Raw genomic sequence first — 16,333 nt, 5'->3', positions numbered from 1 at the left:
GGTCGGGGTCAGCCGGCCGGCAGCTCCTCGGCGAGGGCCAGCCAGGCCTCCTCGGTGCGGTCCCGCTCGGCGCGGACCTCCTTGAGCTGGGCGTCCAGCTCGGCGACCTTGGCGTAGTCGGTGGCGTTCGCGGCGAGCCGCTCGTGCAGCGTCGCCTCCTTCTGTTCGAGCTTGGCGATCTGCCGTTCCAGCCGGCTGAGCTCCTTCTTGGCGGTGCGTACGTCGGCGGCCGACAGACCCTCCCGGGCCGGGGCGGCCGTGGACGGGGTGAGGTCCGCGGGCGCGGGGCCGCCGTGGGCGGCGGCGCGGGCCAGGTACTCGTCGACGCCGCCCGGCAGGTGCACCAGCCGGCCGTCGCCGAACATCCCGTACGCGACGTCGGTGACCCGCTCGATCAGGTAGCGGTCGTGGCTGGCCACGACGATCGTGCCGGGCCAGGAGTCGAGCAGGTCCTCCAGCGCGGCGAGGGTGTCGGTGTCCAGGTCGTTGGTGGGCTCGTCGAGGAGGAGCACGTTGGGCTCCCCGGCGAGCAGCCGCAGCATCTGGAGCCGGCGGCGCTCGCCGCCGGAGAGGTCGCTGACCGGCGTCCAGAGCCGCCGGTCGTCGAAGCCGAACACCTCGGCGAGCTGGGCGGCGCTGATCTCGCGGTCGCCGAGCTGGACCCGCCGGGCCACCTCCTCGACGGCTTCGAGGACGCGCAGGTGGCCGGGGAGTTCGGCGAGTTCCTGGGAGAGGAACGCGGGGCGTACGGTCTGCCCGGCGGCGAACCGCCCGCCGTCGGGGCGGGTCACTCCGGCGAGCATCCGCAGCAGGGTGGTCTTGCCGGCGCCGTTGCGGCCCAGGATGGCGACGCGGTCGCCGGGGCCGACCTGCCAGGTGGTGTCGTGCAGGATCTCCTTGGGGCCGGCGTGCAGGGTGACCTGGTCGAGGTCGTACACCTGCTTGCCGAGCCGGGCGGTGGCGAGCCGTTGCAGCGACATGGTGTCGCGCGGTTCCGGCACGTCGGCGATGAGCGCGTTGGCGGCGTCGATCCGGAACTTCGGCTTGGAGGTGCGGGCCGGCGCGCCGCGGCGCAGCCAGGCGATCTCCTTGCGGAGCAGGTTCTGCCGGCGGGCCTCGGTGGCGGCGGCGACGCGCTGCCGCTCGACGCGGGCCAGGGTCCAGGCGGCGAAGCCGCCCTCGTAGGCCCGGACGGCCTGGTCGGCGACCTCCCAGGTGGTGGTGCAGACGGCGTCCAGGAACCAGCGGTCGTGGGTGACCACGACGAGCGCGCCCTTGCGGGTGACGAGGTGCCGGGCCAGCCAGTCGACGCCGCCGACGTCGAGGTGGTTGGTGGGCTCGTCGAGGATGAGCAGGTCGGCGTCGCGGACCAGCAGGGCGGCGAGCGCGACGCGGCGGCGTTCGCCGCCGGACATCGTCCCGACCGCCGCGTCGAGGCCGAGGTGGGGCATGCCCAGGCCGTCGAGGATGGCGCGGACTCCGGCGTCGCCGGCCCATTCGTGCTCGGCGCCCATGCTCTCGCCGAGCCAGGCGGTGCCGAGCACCACGTCCCGGACGGTGGCCTCGGGGGCCAGGTCGAGGGTCTGCGGCAGCCAGGAGACCCGCAGGTCACGGCGGTGGGTGACGCGGCCGTCGTCGGGTTCCTCCTGCTTGGTGAGCAGGCGCAGCAGGGTGGACTTGCCGGCGCCGTTGAGGCCGACGACGCCGACCCGGTCGGCGTCGTCGAGGCCGAGCGAGACGTCGGTGAGCAGCGGCCCGGCGGCGCCGTACCCCTTGGACACCCGGTCCAGGTTGACGATGTTGGCCACGGACCCACCTTTCATGATCAAGGCGCCCCGGTGCCCGGGACGCCCGTCGTCAAGGGTACGCGGACCGGGCGGGGCGGGATTCAGATGATGCGGGCGCCGGCGACCGGGCCGTGCGCGACCCGCACGTCCCGGCAGACGCCGGCGGCGGACAGGTCGGCGGCGATCCGCGCGGCGTGCGCCTCGTCGGCGGCGAGGAAGACGCAGGTCGGGCCGGAGCCGGAGACGAGACCGGCGAGCGCGCCGGCCGCCTCCCCCGCCTTGAGCGTCTCGGCCAGCGACGGGCGCATGGCCAGCGCGGCGGCCTGGAGGTCGTTGCCGAGGGCGGCGGCGAGCACCCGCGGGTCGCGCTGGCGCAGCGCGCCCAGCAGCGTGTCGGTGCTGCCCAGCGGCTCCCCCGCCGTGCCGGCGTCGCGGAGCCGGTCCAGCTCGCGGTAGGCGGCCGGGGTGGAGAGGCCGCCGTCGGCGAGCGCCACCACCCAGCGCCAGGAGGTGGGGCGGGCCAGCACCGGGCTGACCGCCTCGCCCCGCCCGGTGCCCAGCGCGGTGCCGCCGTAGATCAGGAACGGCACGTCGGAACCGAGGTCGGCGGCGATCCCGGCCAGCTCGTCGCGGGACAGCCCGGTGCCCCAGAGCGCGTCGCAGGCGACCAGCGCGGCGGCCGCGTCGGCGCTGCCGCCGGCCAGCCCGCCGGCGAGCGGGATCTGCTTGCGCAGGTGCAGCCGGGCGTGCGGCAGCACGCCCGCGTAGCCGGCGAGGGCGTGGGCGGCCCGGATCACCAGGTTGGAGTCGTCCAGGGCCAGCTCGCCGGCGCCCTCGCCCTCCATGGTGAGGGTCAGCGTGTCGCCCCGGCGGGCGGTCAGCTCGTCGTAGATGGAGATCGCGTGGTAGACGGTGTTCAGCTCGTGGTAGCCGTCCCGGCGCAGCGGGCCCACCCCGAGGTGCAGGTTGACCTTGGCCGGCACCCGCACCTTCACGGGGCCGCTCGCCCCGCGCCGCTGCCCGTCCTCGTCGTCCGGTCGCCAGGCCTCGGTCACGGGACGATGTCCCGCGGGCGCAGGCGGATGTCGAACGGCTTCTGCACGGTCAGCTCCTCGGCGGGGTCGGCAACGGCGCCAGCCTACTGGGCGCCCGCGGAAGCGGCCGGGGCCGACGCGGCGATGGCGGCGAACTGCTCCACGGTGAGTGACTCGCCGCGTGCGCCGGGGTCGACGCCGGCGGCGGTGAGCGCCGCCGCGGCCCGGTCCGCGCCGCCGGCCCAGCCCGCGAGCGCGGCGCGCAGGGTCTTGCGGCGCTGCGCGAACGCCGCGTCGACCACCGCGAAGACGGCCTCCCGGGGTACGTCGGCGCGGGGCGGGTCGCGCCGGGTGAAAGCGACCAGCCCGGAGTCGACGTTCGGCACCGGCCAGAAGACGTTCGGCGGGACCTTGCCGGCGGCCCGGGAGCGGGCGTACCAGGCGAGTTTCACCGACGGGATGCCGTACACCTTGGAGCCGGGACCGGCGACGAGCCGGTCGGCGACCTCCTTCTGCACCATCACGAGGCCGTGGCGCAGGGTGGGCAGCCCGGCGAGCAGGTGCAGCACCACCGGCACGGCCACGTTGTACGGCAGGTTCGCCACCAGCGCGGTCGGCGCCGGGTCGGCCAGTTCGGCGGCGGTGATCCGCAGCGCGTCGGCGGGGTGCACGGTCAGCCGGGCGGCGTCCGGGCCGGCGAACCGGGCGGCGGTCTCCGGCAGCGCGGCGGCCAGGGCCGGGTCGAGTTCGACGGCGTGCACGTGCGCGGCCACCGGGAGCAGGGCCAGGGTGAGCGAGCCGAGGCCGGGGCCGACCTCCAGCGCCACATCGTCCGGGGCGAGCCCGGCGGTGGTGACGATCCGGCGGACCGTGTTGGGGTCGTGCACGAAGTTCTGGCCGAGCTTCTTGGTCGGCGTCACGCCGAGCCGCGCGGCGAGTTCCCGGATCTCCGCCGGGCCGAGGAGTCCGGTCACGCCGGGAATCCTTTCACCACGGCCCGAACGCCCGTTCGCCGGTCGCGGAGATCGCCGCGCACAGCTCGTCGAGGTCGGCCCCGGTGGTCTCGGCCAGGAACCGCACGGTCAGCGGGATGAGGTACGAGGCGTTCGGCCGCCCCCGGTGCGGCATCGGCGTCAGGTACGGCGCGTCGGTCTCCACCAGCAGCTGCCCGGGCGGGGTGACGGCGGCCGCCTCGCGGAGCGCCGTCGCGCTGCCGAAGGTGACCGTGCCGGCGAAGCTGAGCAGGTAGCCCCGGCGGACGCACTCGCGGGCGAAGTCGGCGTCGCCGGAGAAGCAGTGCAGCACCACGGTGTCCGGTGCGCCCTCGTCGTCGAGGATCCGCAGCACGTCGGCGTGCGCGTCGCGGTCGTGGATGACCAGCGCCTTGCCGTGCCGCTTGGCGATGGCGATGTGCGCCCGGAAGCTCGCCTCCTGCGCGGCCCGCCCCTCGTCTCCGGTGCGGAAGAAGTCCATGCCGGTCTCACCGACGCCCCGGACCCGGTCCCGGCCGGCGAGCGCCTCGATCTCGCGCAGCGCCTCGTCCAGGTCGGCGAGGCGGGGCGCCTCGTTCGGGTGCAGCGCCACGGTGGCCAGCACCGCGCCGTAGCGCTCGGCGACGTCGGCGCCCCATCGGGACGACTCGACGTCCACGCCGACCTGCACGAGCCGGTCCACGCCGACGCCGGCGGCCACCGCGACGGCCGCCGCCACCGGGTCGTCGGCCGGGCCAACTGAGCCGCCGTTCGCTCGCGACTGCGGGGCTCGCAACCCCGGCTCACTCCTCGCGCTTCGCAGGGGCACCCCGTACTCGCTGACCGTGATGTCGAGGTGGGTGTGGCTGTCCAGCACGGGCACCGCGAGCGGCTCCGGGGCGGGCGGGAACTCACCGGCCCGGCGGGCGGCACGCTCCTTGCGGGTTTCGGTCTGCTCGCTCATCGCGGCCAGCATCACACACCGCCGGGGGCCGGCGTTTCCGGACCGCCACCGACTGTTCACGTACACCACATCTGCCGCGCCTACGGTGCGGTGCGTGACCGTCACACCTCAGGCCGGCGAGGCCGCCCCCGAGCGGACCGGGCTGCGCGTGACGTACGACGGCCGCGTCCACCCGGCGGAGGAGATCGCCCGGGGCGCGGCGTACGAGCTGTTCAGCGCCGAGGAGGCGCCCGGGTTCGAGTGGGCGCCCCGGCCCGGGGTGGCGTACCCGTGGCGGAGGTTCGTGCACGTCACCGAGGTGAGCGCGGTGCACGGGGCGGCCGAGCCGACGGAGGACCTGGACCCGCCGCTGCTCATGCCGCTGCACCGGGAGCACGGCTGGGCGTACCTGCACCAGCTCAGCCAGCAGCCGGGTGCGGCGGCCGACCCGACCCTCGCGGCGGTGCGCGGCTCGGCGGTGATCCGGCCGGGCACCCGGATGGTGAAGGTGCTCTCCGCCCGCCAGCTCGCCGGTTACGTGCGGGGCTGGCTGCCGCACGGCTTCTGCCACCGGGAGCACGACGTGGCGCACCTGCGGACCCCGGCGGGGATGGCGGTGCTACGGGGCGACTCGGAGGGCGGCGACGTGGCGTACGCGCTGCGCTGGCGCGCCACCGACCCGGCGGACTACGACGTGCCGGTCGGTCCGGCGCACCAGGGGCTGACGGCGCTGCCGCCGCGGGACCGGCTGGGGCCGGCGGTGCTGGGCACCGGGTTCGTGCCGAGCAACGCCCAGCTCGTCCCGGAGTTCGTCACCCGCGACTTCGCCGACCTGCCGATGCCGGCGAACGCCACCCTGCTCGCCTACCCGGCGGAGGGGGTGGAGGTGGTGCTCTACACCTACCAGGCGGAGCAGCGGGGCTGGCTGCGCATGGTCGGCCCGCAGTGGCGGCACCTGCTCGCCGCGGTGCCCGGCCTCTCCCCCGATCAGGAGTACGTGCCGACCGGGGACGCGCCCCGCTCCACCCAACTCGTCGGCGGGTACGGCGGCGTGGAGTACGAGGCGGTGGCCGACCAGCCCGGCGGGTTCCGGGTGCTGGCCATGACCCGGGCGGCCCGTTACCCGGTGGAGTCGGCGGCCCGCCGGCTGCGCTACGCCGCCTGGCGCGGGGTGCCCTGCCTGGTGCTCCGGGAGGAGGCGGGCTGGCTGCGGCTGCGGCTGTGCCGGCCGGATCCGGACGCGGTGGCCACGACCGGGGCGCAGTGCCACGAGCGGGGCGTCTACGAGACGTGGGCGCCGGGCGGCGAGCTGACCGACGACCGGGTGGTGGATCTGCCGTACCGGACGGCATAAGCGGGAGCGGGCCGGGAAAGCGCGTGCGTCCGAGACGCACGCAAGGGGAGAGAACCCGACATGCCTTTCGTCACCGTTGGTACGGAGAATTCCGCACCCATCGACCTCTACTACGAGGATCACGGCTCCGGCCAGCCGATCGTCCTGATCCACGGGTTCCCGTTCAACGGGGCGACCTGGGAGAAGATGGCCAACCCGCTGCTCGCGGCCGGCTACCGGGTGATCACGTACGACCGGCGCGGATTCGGCAACTCCGCCCAACCGGCGTTCGGCTACGACTACAACACCTTCTCGGCGGACCTCGACGTGCTGATGACCGAGCTGGACCTGCGCAACGCGATCCTGATCGGGCACTCGATGGGCACCGGCGAGGTGACCCGCTACCTGGGGGCGTACGGGTCGGACCGGGTGGAGCGCGCGGTGCTGATGGCGCCGTTGGCACCGTTCCTCTTGAAGACGGCCGACAATCCGGAAGGCGTCGACCAGAGCCTGTTCGACGGGTTCAAAGCGGCCATCATCCAGGACCGGTTCGCCTACCTGACCCAGTTCTGCGACGCGTTCTTCAACTACAGCGAGAACAAGGGCCGGTGGGTCAGCGAGGAGGCGTACCGGGCGCACTGGGAGATCGGCGCGCGGGCGTCCGCGAAGGGCACCTACGACTCCGTGGACGCCTGGCTGACGGACTTCCGCGGCGACCTGCCGAACATCACCATCCCGGTGCTGATCATCCAGGGCGACAAGGACAACGTGCTGCCCTACCCGGCGACGGGCCAGCGGTTGCAGAACATGCTGTCCGACTGCCGGATGGTCACCCTGCAGGGCGCGCCGCACGGCACGCCGTGGACGCACCCCACCGAGGTCAACAAGGCGATCATGGAGTTCATCGGCAAACCGCAGATGGCCCGCGCCTGAGCCGGCGACGGCACGCGGCCCCGGGGTTTCCCTGGGGCCGCGTCGTGCGCCGGTCGGCTCAGCCGGCCAGCCGGGCCAGCTCCTCGTCGACGATCGACGGGTCGAGCTTGCGGAACACCGGCTTCGGCGCCGCGAGGGGCCGGCCCACCTCCAGGGGTACGGACTCCCAGCGCGCCCCGACCGTGTAGTCGCCGGTCAGCACCGGGTACGCCGGCCCGCCGTCGAGGTCCTCGACCTCCTCGATCACCGGCATGGGCGCGTGCACCCCGGTGCCGCCGAGCAGCTCGTGGATCTGCTGCGCGGAGTGCGGCAGGAACGGGGTGAGCAGCGTGTTGGCGTCGCTGACCACCTGGAGGGCGACGTGCAGGATGGTGCCCATCCGGGGCTTGTCGTCCTCGCCCTTGAGCTTCCACGGCGCCTGCTCGGACAGGTACTTGTTGGCCTCGGCGACGACCTTCATGGCCTCGCCGATGGCCTGCTTCTGCCGGTGCCGGGCGATCAGGTCACCGACGGTGGCGAAGCCGGCCCTGGCGGTGTCCAGCAGGGCCCGGTCGGCCTCGGTGAGCCCGGCGGCGTCGACCGGCGGGATGGCGCCGAAGTTCTTCGCCGCCATCGAGATGGACCGGTTGACCAGGTTGCCCCACCCGGCGACCAGCTCGTCGTTGTTGCGGCGGAGGAACTCGGCCCAGGTGAAGTCGGTGTCGTTGCTCTCCGGGCCGGCCACCGCGATGAAGTAGCGCAGCGCGTCGGCGTCGTACCGCGCCAGGAAGTCGCGGACGTAGATGACGACCTTGCGGGAGGACGAGAACTTCCGCCCCTCCATGGTCAGGTATTCGCTGGAGACCACCTCGGTGGGCAGGTTGAGCCGGCCCAGCCGGCCGGGCTCGCCGTCCCGGGAGCCCTCGCCGGAGTAGCCGCCGAGCAGCGCCGGCCAGATCACCGAGTGGAAGACGATGTTGTCCTTGCCCATGAAGTAGTAGCCGCGGGCGTCCTTGCCTTCCCCGTCGGCGGACCACCACTTCCGCCAGGCCTCCGGGTCGCCGGTGCGGCGGGCCCACTCGATGGAGGCGGACAGGTACCCGATCACCGCGTCGAACCAGACGTAGATCCGCTTGTCGGGCCGGTCGCGCCAGCCGTCGAGCGGGATCGGCACGCCCCACTCCAGGTCGCGGGTGATGGCCCGGGGCTGGAGGTCGTCGAGCAGGTTGCGGGAGAAGCGCAGCACGTTGGGGCGCCAGCCCTCCCGGCTGTCCAGCCACTGCCGCAGCGCGTCGGCCAGGGCCGGCAGGTCCAGGAAGAAGTGCTCGGTCTCCACGAACTCCGGCGTCTCGCCGTTGATCTTCGACTTGGGGTTGATCAGGTCGATCGGGTCGAGCTGGTTGCCGCAGTTGTCGCACTGGTCGCCGCGGGCGCTGTCGTAGCCGCAGATCGGGCAGGTGCCCTCGATGTAGCGGTCGGGCAGGGTCCGGCCGGTGGACGGGGAGATCGCCCCGGTGGTGACCTTGGGGACGATGTAGCCGTTGCGGTGGAGCCCCTCGAACAGCTCCTGCACCACGGCGTAGTGGTTGCGGGTGGTGGTCCGGGTGAACAGGTCGTACGACAGGCCCAGCGCCCGCAGGTCCTCGGCGATCACCCGGTTGTAGCGGTCGGCCAGCTCGCGCGGGGTGACTCCCTCGGCGTCGGCCTGCACCTGGATCGGGGTGCCGTGCTCGTCGGTGCCGGAGACCATGAGCACGTCGTGACCGGCCATCCGCATGTACCGGGCGAAGACGTCGGAGGGAACGCCGAATCCGGATACGTGGCCGATGTGGCGCGGGCCGTTGGCGTAGGGCCAGGCGACCGCGGCGAGAACGTGACTCATGAGCGCCAAGCCTAGTGATTGCCGCGGGACACCGGCGAACCAATAGGGCGCGTCCCACGCGCCGGCCCCCGCCGTACGCCCGATTTGTCGCCGACACGCGGTCTGAGCTGCCCGGCGACCCCGGCTTGCCGGTGTGAAATGAACGGCGTGACCAGCAGACCAGCGGCGCCTGGGCCGGGCGGGCCCTCCTCCGCGCCCGCGGCCGAGGAGGCCGCGCGGCGGACCCCGGCGCGCGGCACGGTGGCTCCCCAGCCCCGGCTGGACCCGGCGGACCCGCCCGTCGAGGTGGAACCGACCACCGGGGCGCCGGTGGACGCCGTCCCGCGCCGGGTGCCGGTCCGGCAGCCGCGCTGGCACCGGCGGTCCGCTCCGGCCGACGGCGGGGCCGCCTGGGCGCCGATCGAGGAGGTGCACTGGGACGGCACCCCGCTGCGGGAGGAGCCGCGCCGCCGGCGCACCCGGTGGCCGCTCCGGCGGTCGGCGGCCCGGCGGGACCGCCGTCCGGCGCGCCCCCCGGACCCGGTCACCGGCCTGTCCGTGCTGCTCTCGCTCAGCCTGCTGGCGGCGTTCTTCGCCTGGGTGAGCGCCGGGCCGTTCTGGCTGGCCGTGGGGCACGGCACGAGCGGCACCGCCGTGATCACCGATTGCAGCGGCGGCGGGCTGACCCAGCGCTGCCGGGGGCTCTTCCTGGCCGACGGCGAGCGCTTCCTGGCGCACGGCGTGCGGGTCAGCGGGGTGCCGGCCGATCGCAGCGCCACCGGCTCGGTGCTGCCCGCCCGGATGACCGGACCGGCCGCCGGCACCGCCTACGCGGACGCCGGCGCCGGCCGGCACCTGCGCTGGCTGCTCGGGCTGCTGCTGGTGGCCGGCTGCGCCGCCGGGATCGCCCGCTGGACCGGCGCCACCCGGCTGCCGGACCCCCGGCACCGCCGCTGGGCGGTGGGCGTGGCGCTGGCCGGCCCGCTGCTGATCACCGTCGGTTTCCTGGGCTGGGCCTGGTAGCCGCCGTCAGGTGTGCACGACCGTGTAGACCTCGCGGCGGCGCAGGCCGTACTCCGTCGCCACCTCCGTGACGGCGTCGCGGCGGGACAGCCCGGCCGCCTCCCGCGCGGCCACCGCGGCGCGCAGCGTGTCGTCGTCCGGCCGGACGGCGGCGGCCGGCGGCGCCCCCGCCACGACCAGGGTGATCTCGCCGCGCGGATCGCCCGCCGCGGCCCACTCGGCCAGCTCGCCGAGCGGCCGGCGGACCACTTCCTCGTACGTCTTCGTCAGCTCGCGGCACAGGGCGGCGGGCCGGTCCGGGCCGAACGCCTCGGCCAGGTCGGCCAGCGCTCCGGCGATCCGGTGCGGCGCCTCGAAGAGCACCAGGGTGCGCTCCTCGGCGGCGAGCGCGCGCAGCCGGGACCGGCGGGCGCCGGGCGTGCGGGGCAGGAATCCCTCGAAGCAGAACCGGTCGCACGGCAGCCCGGACAGCGCCAGGGCGGTGGTCACGGCGCTCGGCCCGGGGGCCGCGGTGACCGGGACACCGGCGTCCAGGGCGGCCCGGACCAGCCGGTAGCCGGGGTCGGAGACGCTGGGCATCCCGCCGTCGGTGACCAGCGCGACGGTGTAGCCGGCGGCGAGGACGTCGACCAGTTCCGGGGTGCGCCGCTCCTCGTTGCCCTCGAAGTAGGAGACGATCCGGCCCGGCACGGTGACCGCCAGGTCGCGGGCCAGCCGGGTGAGCCGCCGGGTGTCCTCGGCGGCGACCACGTCGGCGGCGGCGAGCACCTCGCGGAACCGGGCGGACGCGTCGGCCGGGTTGCCCAGCGGCGCACCGAGCAGCACCAGGCGGCCAAGCTCGGACATTTCACCCACGACGTGCGCTCCTTCATCGACGGCCGTACCAATCTCGGAGACGACGGGCGCCACCGGGCACCTTCGCAGCCTACGATCGCCGGGTGACGAGTGCGTCGACAGCACAGAGCGCGAACGCGGGCGGGTCCGCCGTCGAGCCGACCAGCGCCGACCAGGCCACCAGCCCCGCCCCGAGTGGCGGCGGCGGCCGGCTCCCGGCCGTCGTCCGGCGACGGCTCGACACCGTCGACGCCCGCCTCGACCGGGGCCGCGCCTGGCTGGCCACCGGGGTGGTGGTGGCGATCGCGGCCATCCTGCGCTTCGTCGGGCTGAGCGGCCCCAACGGGAAGATCTTCGACGAGATCTACTACGCGCGTGACGCCTACGGGCTGATCGACCGCGGCGTCGAGTGGAACTACAAGGACAACGCCCCGTCGTACGTGGTGCATCCGCCGCTGGGCAAGTGGCTCATCGGCCTCGGCGAGTGGGCCTTCGGCTACCAGGACGCCGAGACGAAGATTTCCGTGCCCGGGCACCTGCTCACCACCGCCCCCGAGTTCGGCTGGCGGTTCGCGGCGGCCGTCGCCGGCACCCTCTCGGTGCTGCTGCTGGTGCGGATCGGTCGGCGCATGTTCCGCTCCACCACGCTGGGCTGCGCGGCCGGGCTGCTGCTGGCCCTGGACGGCTTCCACTTCGTGCTGTCCCGCACCGCGCTGCTCGACATCTTCCTGCTGCTGTTCGTGCTGGCCGCGTTCGGCGCGCTGGTGCTCGACCGGGACGCCCGGCGGCGGCGCTGGACCCGGGCGCTGGAGGCGGGGCTCGACCCGACGCTGCCGGGGCGGGCGGGCCGGCCGCCGTCGACCTGGCGGGACTGGCCGTGGTGGCGGCTGGCCGCCGGCGTCCTGCTCGGCTGCGCCTGCGCGGTGAAGTGGAGCGGCCTCTACTTCGTCCCGGCCTTCGCGCTGCTCGTGCTCCTCTGGGAGGTCGGGGTGCGCCGCTCGGTCGGGGTCCGCCGCCCGTGGCGGGACGCCCTGCTGGACGAGCTGCCCTGGCTGCTGGCGGCCGGCGCGCTGATGGTCGTCACCTACGTGCTCACCTGGTCGGGCTGGCTGCTCGGCGACGAGGGCTACTACCGCCTGGCCAGCCGCTACCCGAACACCCCGGGGCTGAGCGACACCCCGGTCATCGGCCCGCTGATCAACCTGTGGGAATACCACAAGGCCGCCTACGGCTTCCACACCCAGCTCGACGACCCGCACAAGTACCAGTCCTGGCCGTGGCAGTGGCTGCTGCTCGGCCGGCCGGTCGCCTTCTACTGGTCCGGCGACGGCAACTGCGGCGCGCCGAGCTGCGCCTCGGAGATCCTGCTGCTGGGCACCCCGCTGCTGTGGTGGTCGTTCCTGCCGGCGCTGGCGGCGACGGTCTGGCTCGGGCTGGCCCGACGCGACTGGCGGGCCGGCGCCATCCTGCTCAGCGTGGCCGCCGGCCTGCTCCCCTGGTTCTGGTTCGCCCTCGACGGCCGCACGATGTTCTCCTTCTACGCCGCGCCGGCGGTGCCGTTCCTGGTGCTCGCCGTGGTCTACGTGCTCGGCGCGATCGTCTCGCCCGCGCCGGCCACCGGCACGGCGGCGCCGCCGAGCGCCGAGGCCACCGCCGACCGCCGCCTGGTCGGCGGGATCATCGCGGGCGCGTACGTGCTGCTGGTCGGCCTTTGTTTCGGCTACTTCTACCCGATCTTCGTGGGCCGGCTGATGGCCTACGCGGACTGGTCCGCCCGGATGTGGTTGGACGGTCGCTGGATCTGACCGGCGCGGCCCGGCGGGGGCACCCGCCGGGCGGAAAACCGGTTGCGATCAGGGCCCGTCCGGCGTCGGCGGGTTCGGGTACGAAAAAGCGCGCCCCGATCGCCTGCCACGGGGGAAGCGGGCGATTGGGGCGCGCAAGACAGAGCTTAACCACAGTGCGGCAGTGGCACAACGGGTCGGCCCTGGTCAGATTTCCGACGAATGCGCCACCCCACAAAAGGTTTACATCGGGCACCTCACGGTGGGTCACCCTGCGGAAACGTCACGAATTCCCTACCATTCGTCGGCGCGCGGGCGACCCACGCCGCAACTCCTGATCATGCCGCCTGTCGTATTGATCGAGCTTGATCGGACAGCCCGGATGATCTTCCATAGTGGATCTCACTACACTTCGCCCGGTGATCAACAAGAGACGATCGGCGGCCGTCCTGATCGGACTTCTGACGGCGACCGCGCTGATCGGTCCGCCGCCCGCCGCGGCCGACGACGAGACGCCCGAACCTCCCGCCGAGCCGCCCAAGGTCGAACTGGTCCTGGACGTCAGCGGCTCGATGCGGGCCCGGGACATCGACGGGCGCAGCCGGATCTCGGTGGCCCAGCAGGCGTTCAACGAGGTGGTCGACGCGCTGCCGGACGAGACCCAGCTCGGCATCCGGGTGCTCGGCGCCACCTACCGGGGCGAGGACAAGAAGCAGGGCTGCCGGGACACCCAGCAGATCTTGCCCGTCGGCCCCGTGGACCGGACGCAGGCCAAGGCGGCCGTCGCCACGCTGCGCCCGACCGGCTTCACCCCGGTCGGGCTCGCGCTCCGCTCCGCCGCGCAGGACCTGGGCACCGGCAGCACCGCCCGCCGGATCGTGCTGATCACCGACGGCGAGGACACCTGCGCGCCGCCCGACCCCTGCCAGGTGGCCCGCGAGCTGGCCGCCCAGGGCACCAGGCTGGTCGTCGACACGCTGGGCCTGGCCCCCGACGAGAAGGTCCGCCGGCAGCTGCTCTGCATCGCCGCGGCGACCGGTGGCACGTACACCGCGGCGCAGAGCGCCGACGAGCTGACCGGGCGGATCAAGCAGCTGGTGGACCGCGCCCGGGACACGTACACAGCCACCCCGACCGTGGTCGGCGGGTCGGCCGGGTGCGACGGCGCGCCGCTGCTCGCCCCCGGCGTCTACACCGACCGGGAGGCGTTCGCCGAGCACCGCTGGTACCGGGTGCCGGTGCACCCCGGGCAGGAGCTGCGCGCCTCGGTGAGCGTCGCGCTGGACCGGCCGGTGAACCCGGACTACGGCGTGCTGCTGCGGGCCACCGCTCCGGACGGGCGGGAACTGGTCCGGGGCGTCGACGCCGGCAGCGGGCGTACCGACGCCGTCTCCGCCGGGCTGCGCTGGTCGGCCGCCGAGGAGGAGAGCCCCGAGCCCGCCCCGACCGGGACGCAGCCGGCGCGGACCGTGTGCCTGGTGGTCAGCAACTCGTTCGCACCGCGACCCGGCACCCAGGTCACCCCGGGCATGCCGGTGGAGCTGACCGTGGACGTGGTCGCCGCGTCCCCCGCACCGGACGGGCCGGACCTCGGCCGCGGCTGGGCGCTGCTGCTCCTGCTCACCCTGGCCGGGCTGGTCACCGGGCTGGTCGCTGGGCTGCTCACCCGCTGGTGGGTGGCCACCTGGAGGGAGAACTGAGGATGCGTACCCTGATCCGCTCCGCGGCGGCGCTGGCCGCCGCCGGGCTGACCCTCACCCCCACGGCCGCCGGCGCGGCGCCGACCCCGTCGCCCGGCGCGGCCACCGTCACCAAGGCCGGCACCTCGTTCCTCACCGCCACGACCATCACCCCCGGCCAGCCGGTCCGGGTGGGCGCCTCGACCGGCGACCACCTCTACTGGTCGTTCCGCGCCGAGGCCGGCGAGGTCCACGAGGTCACGGCGACGGTCTCCTTCGGCGGCAGGGCGCGCACCGGCCCGTCCACCTGGACCGTCGACGTCTTCGACGGGCTGCGCCGCCGCCAGGCGTGCACGGCCGGCGCGCAGACCCCGACCGCCGCGGCGACCGCGACCGCCGTGACCCTCGGGTGCACGCTGCGCCGGGTCCGGCCCTGGGCGGAGCCGTGGTCCGGCGACCCGCTGCCCGGCACCTACTACCTCCGGCTCTCGGTCACCGACCTGCCCGAGCCCGACCTCGGCCTGCCGGTCGAGGTGGACCTGCTGGTCGGCGCGGACACCGGGGGCGGCGGGTCCGGCGACGACGGGGAGCTGGCGGCACCACTGGTGGCGAACACCAGGGCCGGCACGGTGCTCACCGCGGAGCCGGCCCCGGAACCGGTCGCCGAGGAGGACGCCGGCCTCACCGGCTGGCTCCCGGAGCCCGGCTCGCGCTGGGTGTGGACCGGCGCGGGCGGCGTGCTCGCCGCCGTGGCGGGCGTGCTGGGCTTCGCGCTCACCCGCCGACCCCGCCGACCCTGAGCCCGCGACCGGTGGCCGCCGCGTCGGGTGCGGGGCGGCCACCGGAAGCGGGGGTCAGAAGGTACGCGGGCCGCGCGGCACCCAGCCGATGAACCGGTGCTGGAGCGTGGAGTCCGCAGCGGTGCGAAGGTCCTGCGTGGCGGCCGCCAGGCAGGAGCCGAGATAGACGCTCAACGAGGCGCGGTCCACCTGGTACTCGTTCAGCAGTTGCCCGCGTTTCGTGACACAGGGCCAGTCCTCGCCGCAGGAACCGCAGGTCCAGTCGGGGGTCACGGGGGCGTGCTCGCCCGGTCGTGATTCCGACGCCTTCGCACCAGGCGTCATCGGCCGTTCCTCTCGTGATTGAACAGGTGTGTGGACGGTGCCTCCCCGCAACGACCCAACAGCGTTCCGGAGCGCATCGGCGTTACACGGTTGCGGTACGTTTCGGCGTCATGCGGGACCTGCTGCCGCCCGAGGTCGCCGTGGCGGTGGCCGGCGCCGCGGACTGGACCGGCGTGCTGCTCCCGGCCGAGCGGGCCTGCCTGGGCGAACGGGCCGTCGCCGGCCGCCGGCGGGACTTCACCGCCGGCCGGGTGTGCGCGCGCCGGGCGCTGGCCGGCCTGGGCCTGCCGCCCACGCCGGTGCCCGCGGCCCCCGACCGCGCCCCGGTCTGGCCGGCCGGCGTGGTCGGCGCCATCACCCACACGCGGGGCTACTGCGCGGCCGCGGCCGCCCACGCCGCCGAGATCCGCGCGGTGGGCATCGACGCCGAGGTCCACCGGGAACTTCCCACGGGGGTACGCCGCACGGTGTGCCTGCCCGAGGAGGAGGCGGAGCTGGCCCGGCTGCCCGGCGGGGTGGCCTGGTCGGTCGTGCTGTTCAGCGTCAAGGAGACCGTCTACAAGGTCTGGCACCCGCTCGCCGGGACCTGGCTGGACTTCGCCGACGCCCGGGTCACGCTCGATCCTGAGGCGGGCACGTTCACCGCCCGCATCGCGCCGGCCCGGCTCACCGCCGCCCCGCTGACCGATCCGCCGTCATCGATAGCCGGTCGGTTCGCGGTGGACGCCGATCTGGTGCGCACCGCCGCCGTTCTGGTACCCGGGTGAGGGCCTGACGGTCGCGTTGCGGGCGGCTTGTACCGTCGTTCCGACTGACGATCTCGAAGGTGCCCAAGGAGTACGGTGAGCCACCCTCAGCCTCCGTTCGGACCGCAGGACCCGAACCAGCAGCCTCAGGAACCGCCGACCCAGGCGTTCCCCACCGCGCCGATGCCGCCGGTGCCCGGCGGCCCGCAGGCGCCGCAGCCGCCGGTCTCGGGTGCGCCGCAGCACAGCAGCAGCATGACCGCCACCACGATGCCGACGGTGATCCAGACGTTCTTGTTGGA

The 16,333-nt window shown here is 74.6% G+C and carries 14 protein-coding genes; 7 read left to right on the top strand and 7 right to left on the bottom strand.

The annotated features are described in order from the left end of the window. Nucleotides 1-8: 8 nt before the first annotated feature. The 4 genes from F8274_RS15965 to F8274_RS15950 all read right to left on the bottom strand — a co-directional run bounded on the left by F8274_RS15965 (nt 9) and on the right by F8274_RS15950 (nt 4,768). Nucleotides 9-1,808: an ABC-F family ATP-binding cassette domain-containing protein gene (locus tag F8274_RS15965; protein WP_151463182.1), complete on the bottom strand. Its 1,800-nt coding sequence runs from the start codon at nt 1,806-1,808 to the stop codon at nt 9-11. Nucleotides 1,809-1,888: 80 nt separating this feature from the next. Further along, nucleotides 1,889-2,842, bottom strand: coding sequence for a 4-(cytidine 5'-diphospho)-2-C-methyl-D-erythritol kinase (locus F8274_RS15960; protein WP_151463181.1), 954 nt, complete (start codon nt 2,840-2,842; stop codon nt 1,889-1,891). Between the two features lie 83 nt (nt 2,843-2,925). Then, on the bottom strand, nt 2,926-3,795 hold the full coding sequence (rsmA, locus tag F8274_RS15955) for a 16S rRNA (adenine(1518)-N(6)/adenine(1519)-N(6))-dimethyltransferase RsmA (protein ID WP_151463180.1): 870 nt from the start codon (nt 3,793-3,795) through the stop codon (nt 2,926-2,928). Nucleotides 3,796-3,808: 13 nt separating this feature from the next. Continuing rightward, complete coding sequence (locus F8274_RS15950; protein ID WP_151463179.1) at nt 3,809-4,768, bottom strand: TatD family hydrolase; 960 nt, start codon at nt 4,766-4,768, stop codon at nt 3,809-3,811. Between the two features lie 82 nt (nt 4,769-4,850). Between F8274_RS15950 and F8274_RS15945 the strand changes: the two genes are divergently transcribed. Continuing rightward, nucleotides 4,851-6,089, top strand: a complete 1,239-nt coding sequence (locus F8274_RS15945) for a hypothetical protein (protein WP_151463178.1) — start codon at nt 4,851-4,853, stop codon at nt 6,087-6,089. A gap of 60 nt (nt 6,090-6,149) precedes the next feature. Continuing rightward, entirely contained in the window at nt 6,150-7,001 is an 852-nt protein-coding gene (locus tag F8274_RS15940) for an alpha/beta fold hydrolase (RefSeq protein WP_151463177.1), read from the top strand. A gap of 58 nt (nt 7,002-7,059) precedes the next feature. Here F8274_RS15940 and metG read toward each other — a convergent pair whose 3' ends face one another. Next, the gene (gene metG / locus F8274_RS15935; RefSeq protein ID WP_151463176.1) at nt 7,060-8,862 is read right to left on the bottom strand and encodes a methionine--tRNA ligase; all 1,803 of its coding nucleotides are present in this window, start codon (nt 8,860-8,862) and stop codon (nt 7,060-7,062) included. Between the two features lie 138 nt (nt 8,863-9,000). Between metG and F8274_RS15930 the strand changes: the two genes are divergently transcribed. Beyond that, nucleotides 9,001-9,864: a hypothetical protein gene (locus tag F8274_RS15930; RefSeq protein WP_225853818.1), complete on the top strand. Its 864-nt coding sequence runs from the start codon at nt 9,001-9,003 to the stop codon at nt 9,862-9,864. Nucleotides 9,865-9,870: 6 nt separating this feature from the next. Here the strand turns inward: F8274_RS15930 and rsmI are convergent, their stop codons facing one another. After that, nucleotides 9,871-10,710, bottom strand: a complete 840-nt coding sequence (gene rsmI, locus F8274_RS15925; RefSeq protein WP_370518237.1) for a 16S rRNA (cytidine(1402)-2'-O)-methyltransferase — start codon at nt 10,708-10,710, stop codon at nt 9,871-9,873. Between the two features lie 92 nt (nt 10,711-10,802). On the opposite strand from rsmI, the gene F8274_RS15920 reads away from it, so the two are divergent. The 3 genes from F8274_RS15920 (at nt 10,803) to F8274_RS15910 (ending at nt 14,961) form a co-directional block, all read left to right on the top strand. Next, nucleotides 10,803-12,503, top strand: coding sequence for a dolichyl-phosphate-mannose--protein mannosyltransferase (locus tag F8274_RS15920; RefSeq protein WP_151463174.1), 1,701 nt, complete (start codon nt 10,803-10,805; stop codon nt 12,501-12,503). A gap of 398 nt (nt 12,504-12,901) precedes the next feature. After that, on the top strand, nt 12,902-14,182 hold the full coding sequence (locus tag F8274_RS15915) for a VWA domain-containing protein (protein WP_151463173.1): 1,281 nt from the start codon (nt 12,902-12,904) through the stop codon (nt 14,180-14,182). A 2-nt stretch (nt 14,183-14,184) separates the two neighbouring features. Continuing rightward, a complete protein-coding gene (locus F8274_RS15910) occupies nt 14,185-14,961 on the top strand; it encodes a peptidase (RefSeq protein WP_151463172.1) in 777 nt (258 codons plus the stop codon). A 54-nt stretch (nt 14,962-15,015) separates the two neighbouring features. On the opposite strand, the gene F8274_RS15905 is transcribed toward F8274_RS15910, so the two are convergent. Beyond that, nucleotides 15,016-15,234, bottom strand: a complete 219-nt coding sequence (locus F8274_RS15905; protein WP_225853817.1) for a hypothetical protein — start codon at nt 15,232-15,234, stop codon at nt 15,016-15,018. A 161-nt stretch (nt 15,235-15,395) separates the two neighbouring features. On the opposite strand from F8274_RS15905, the gene F8274_RS15900 reads away from it, so the two are divergent. Continuing rightward, nucleotides 15,396-16,052 (top strand): 4'-phosphopantetheinyl transferase, encoded by a 657-nt coding sequence (locus F8274_RS15900; RefSeq protein ID WP_151463170.1) that lies wholly within the window; start codon nt 15,396-15,398, stop codon nt 16,050-16,052. The last annotated feature ends 281 nt before the right edge of the window (nt 16,053-16,333 follow it).

This window comes from Micromonospora sp. AMSO31t, assembly GCF_008868175.1.
In the GTDB taxonomy this organism is placed as follows: domain Bacteria; phylum Actinomycetota; class Actinomycetes; order Mycobacteriales; family Micromonosporaceae; genus Micromonospora.
This window is presented reverse-complemented; position numbering and strand designations above follow the sequence as displayed.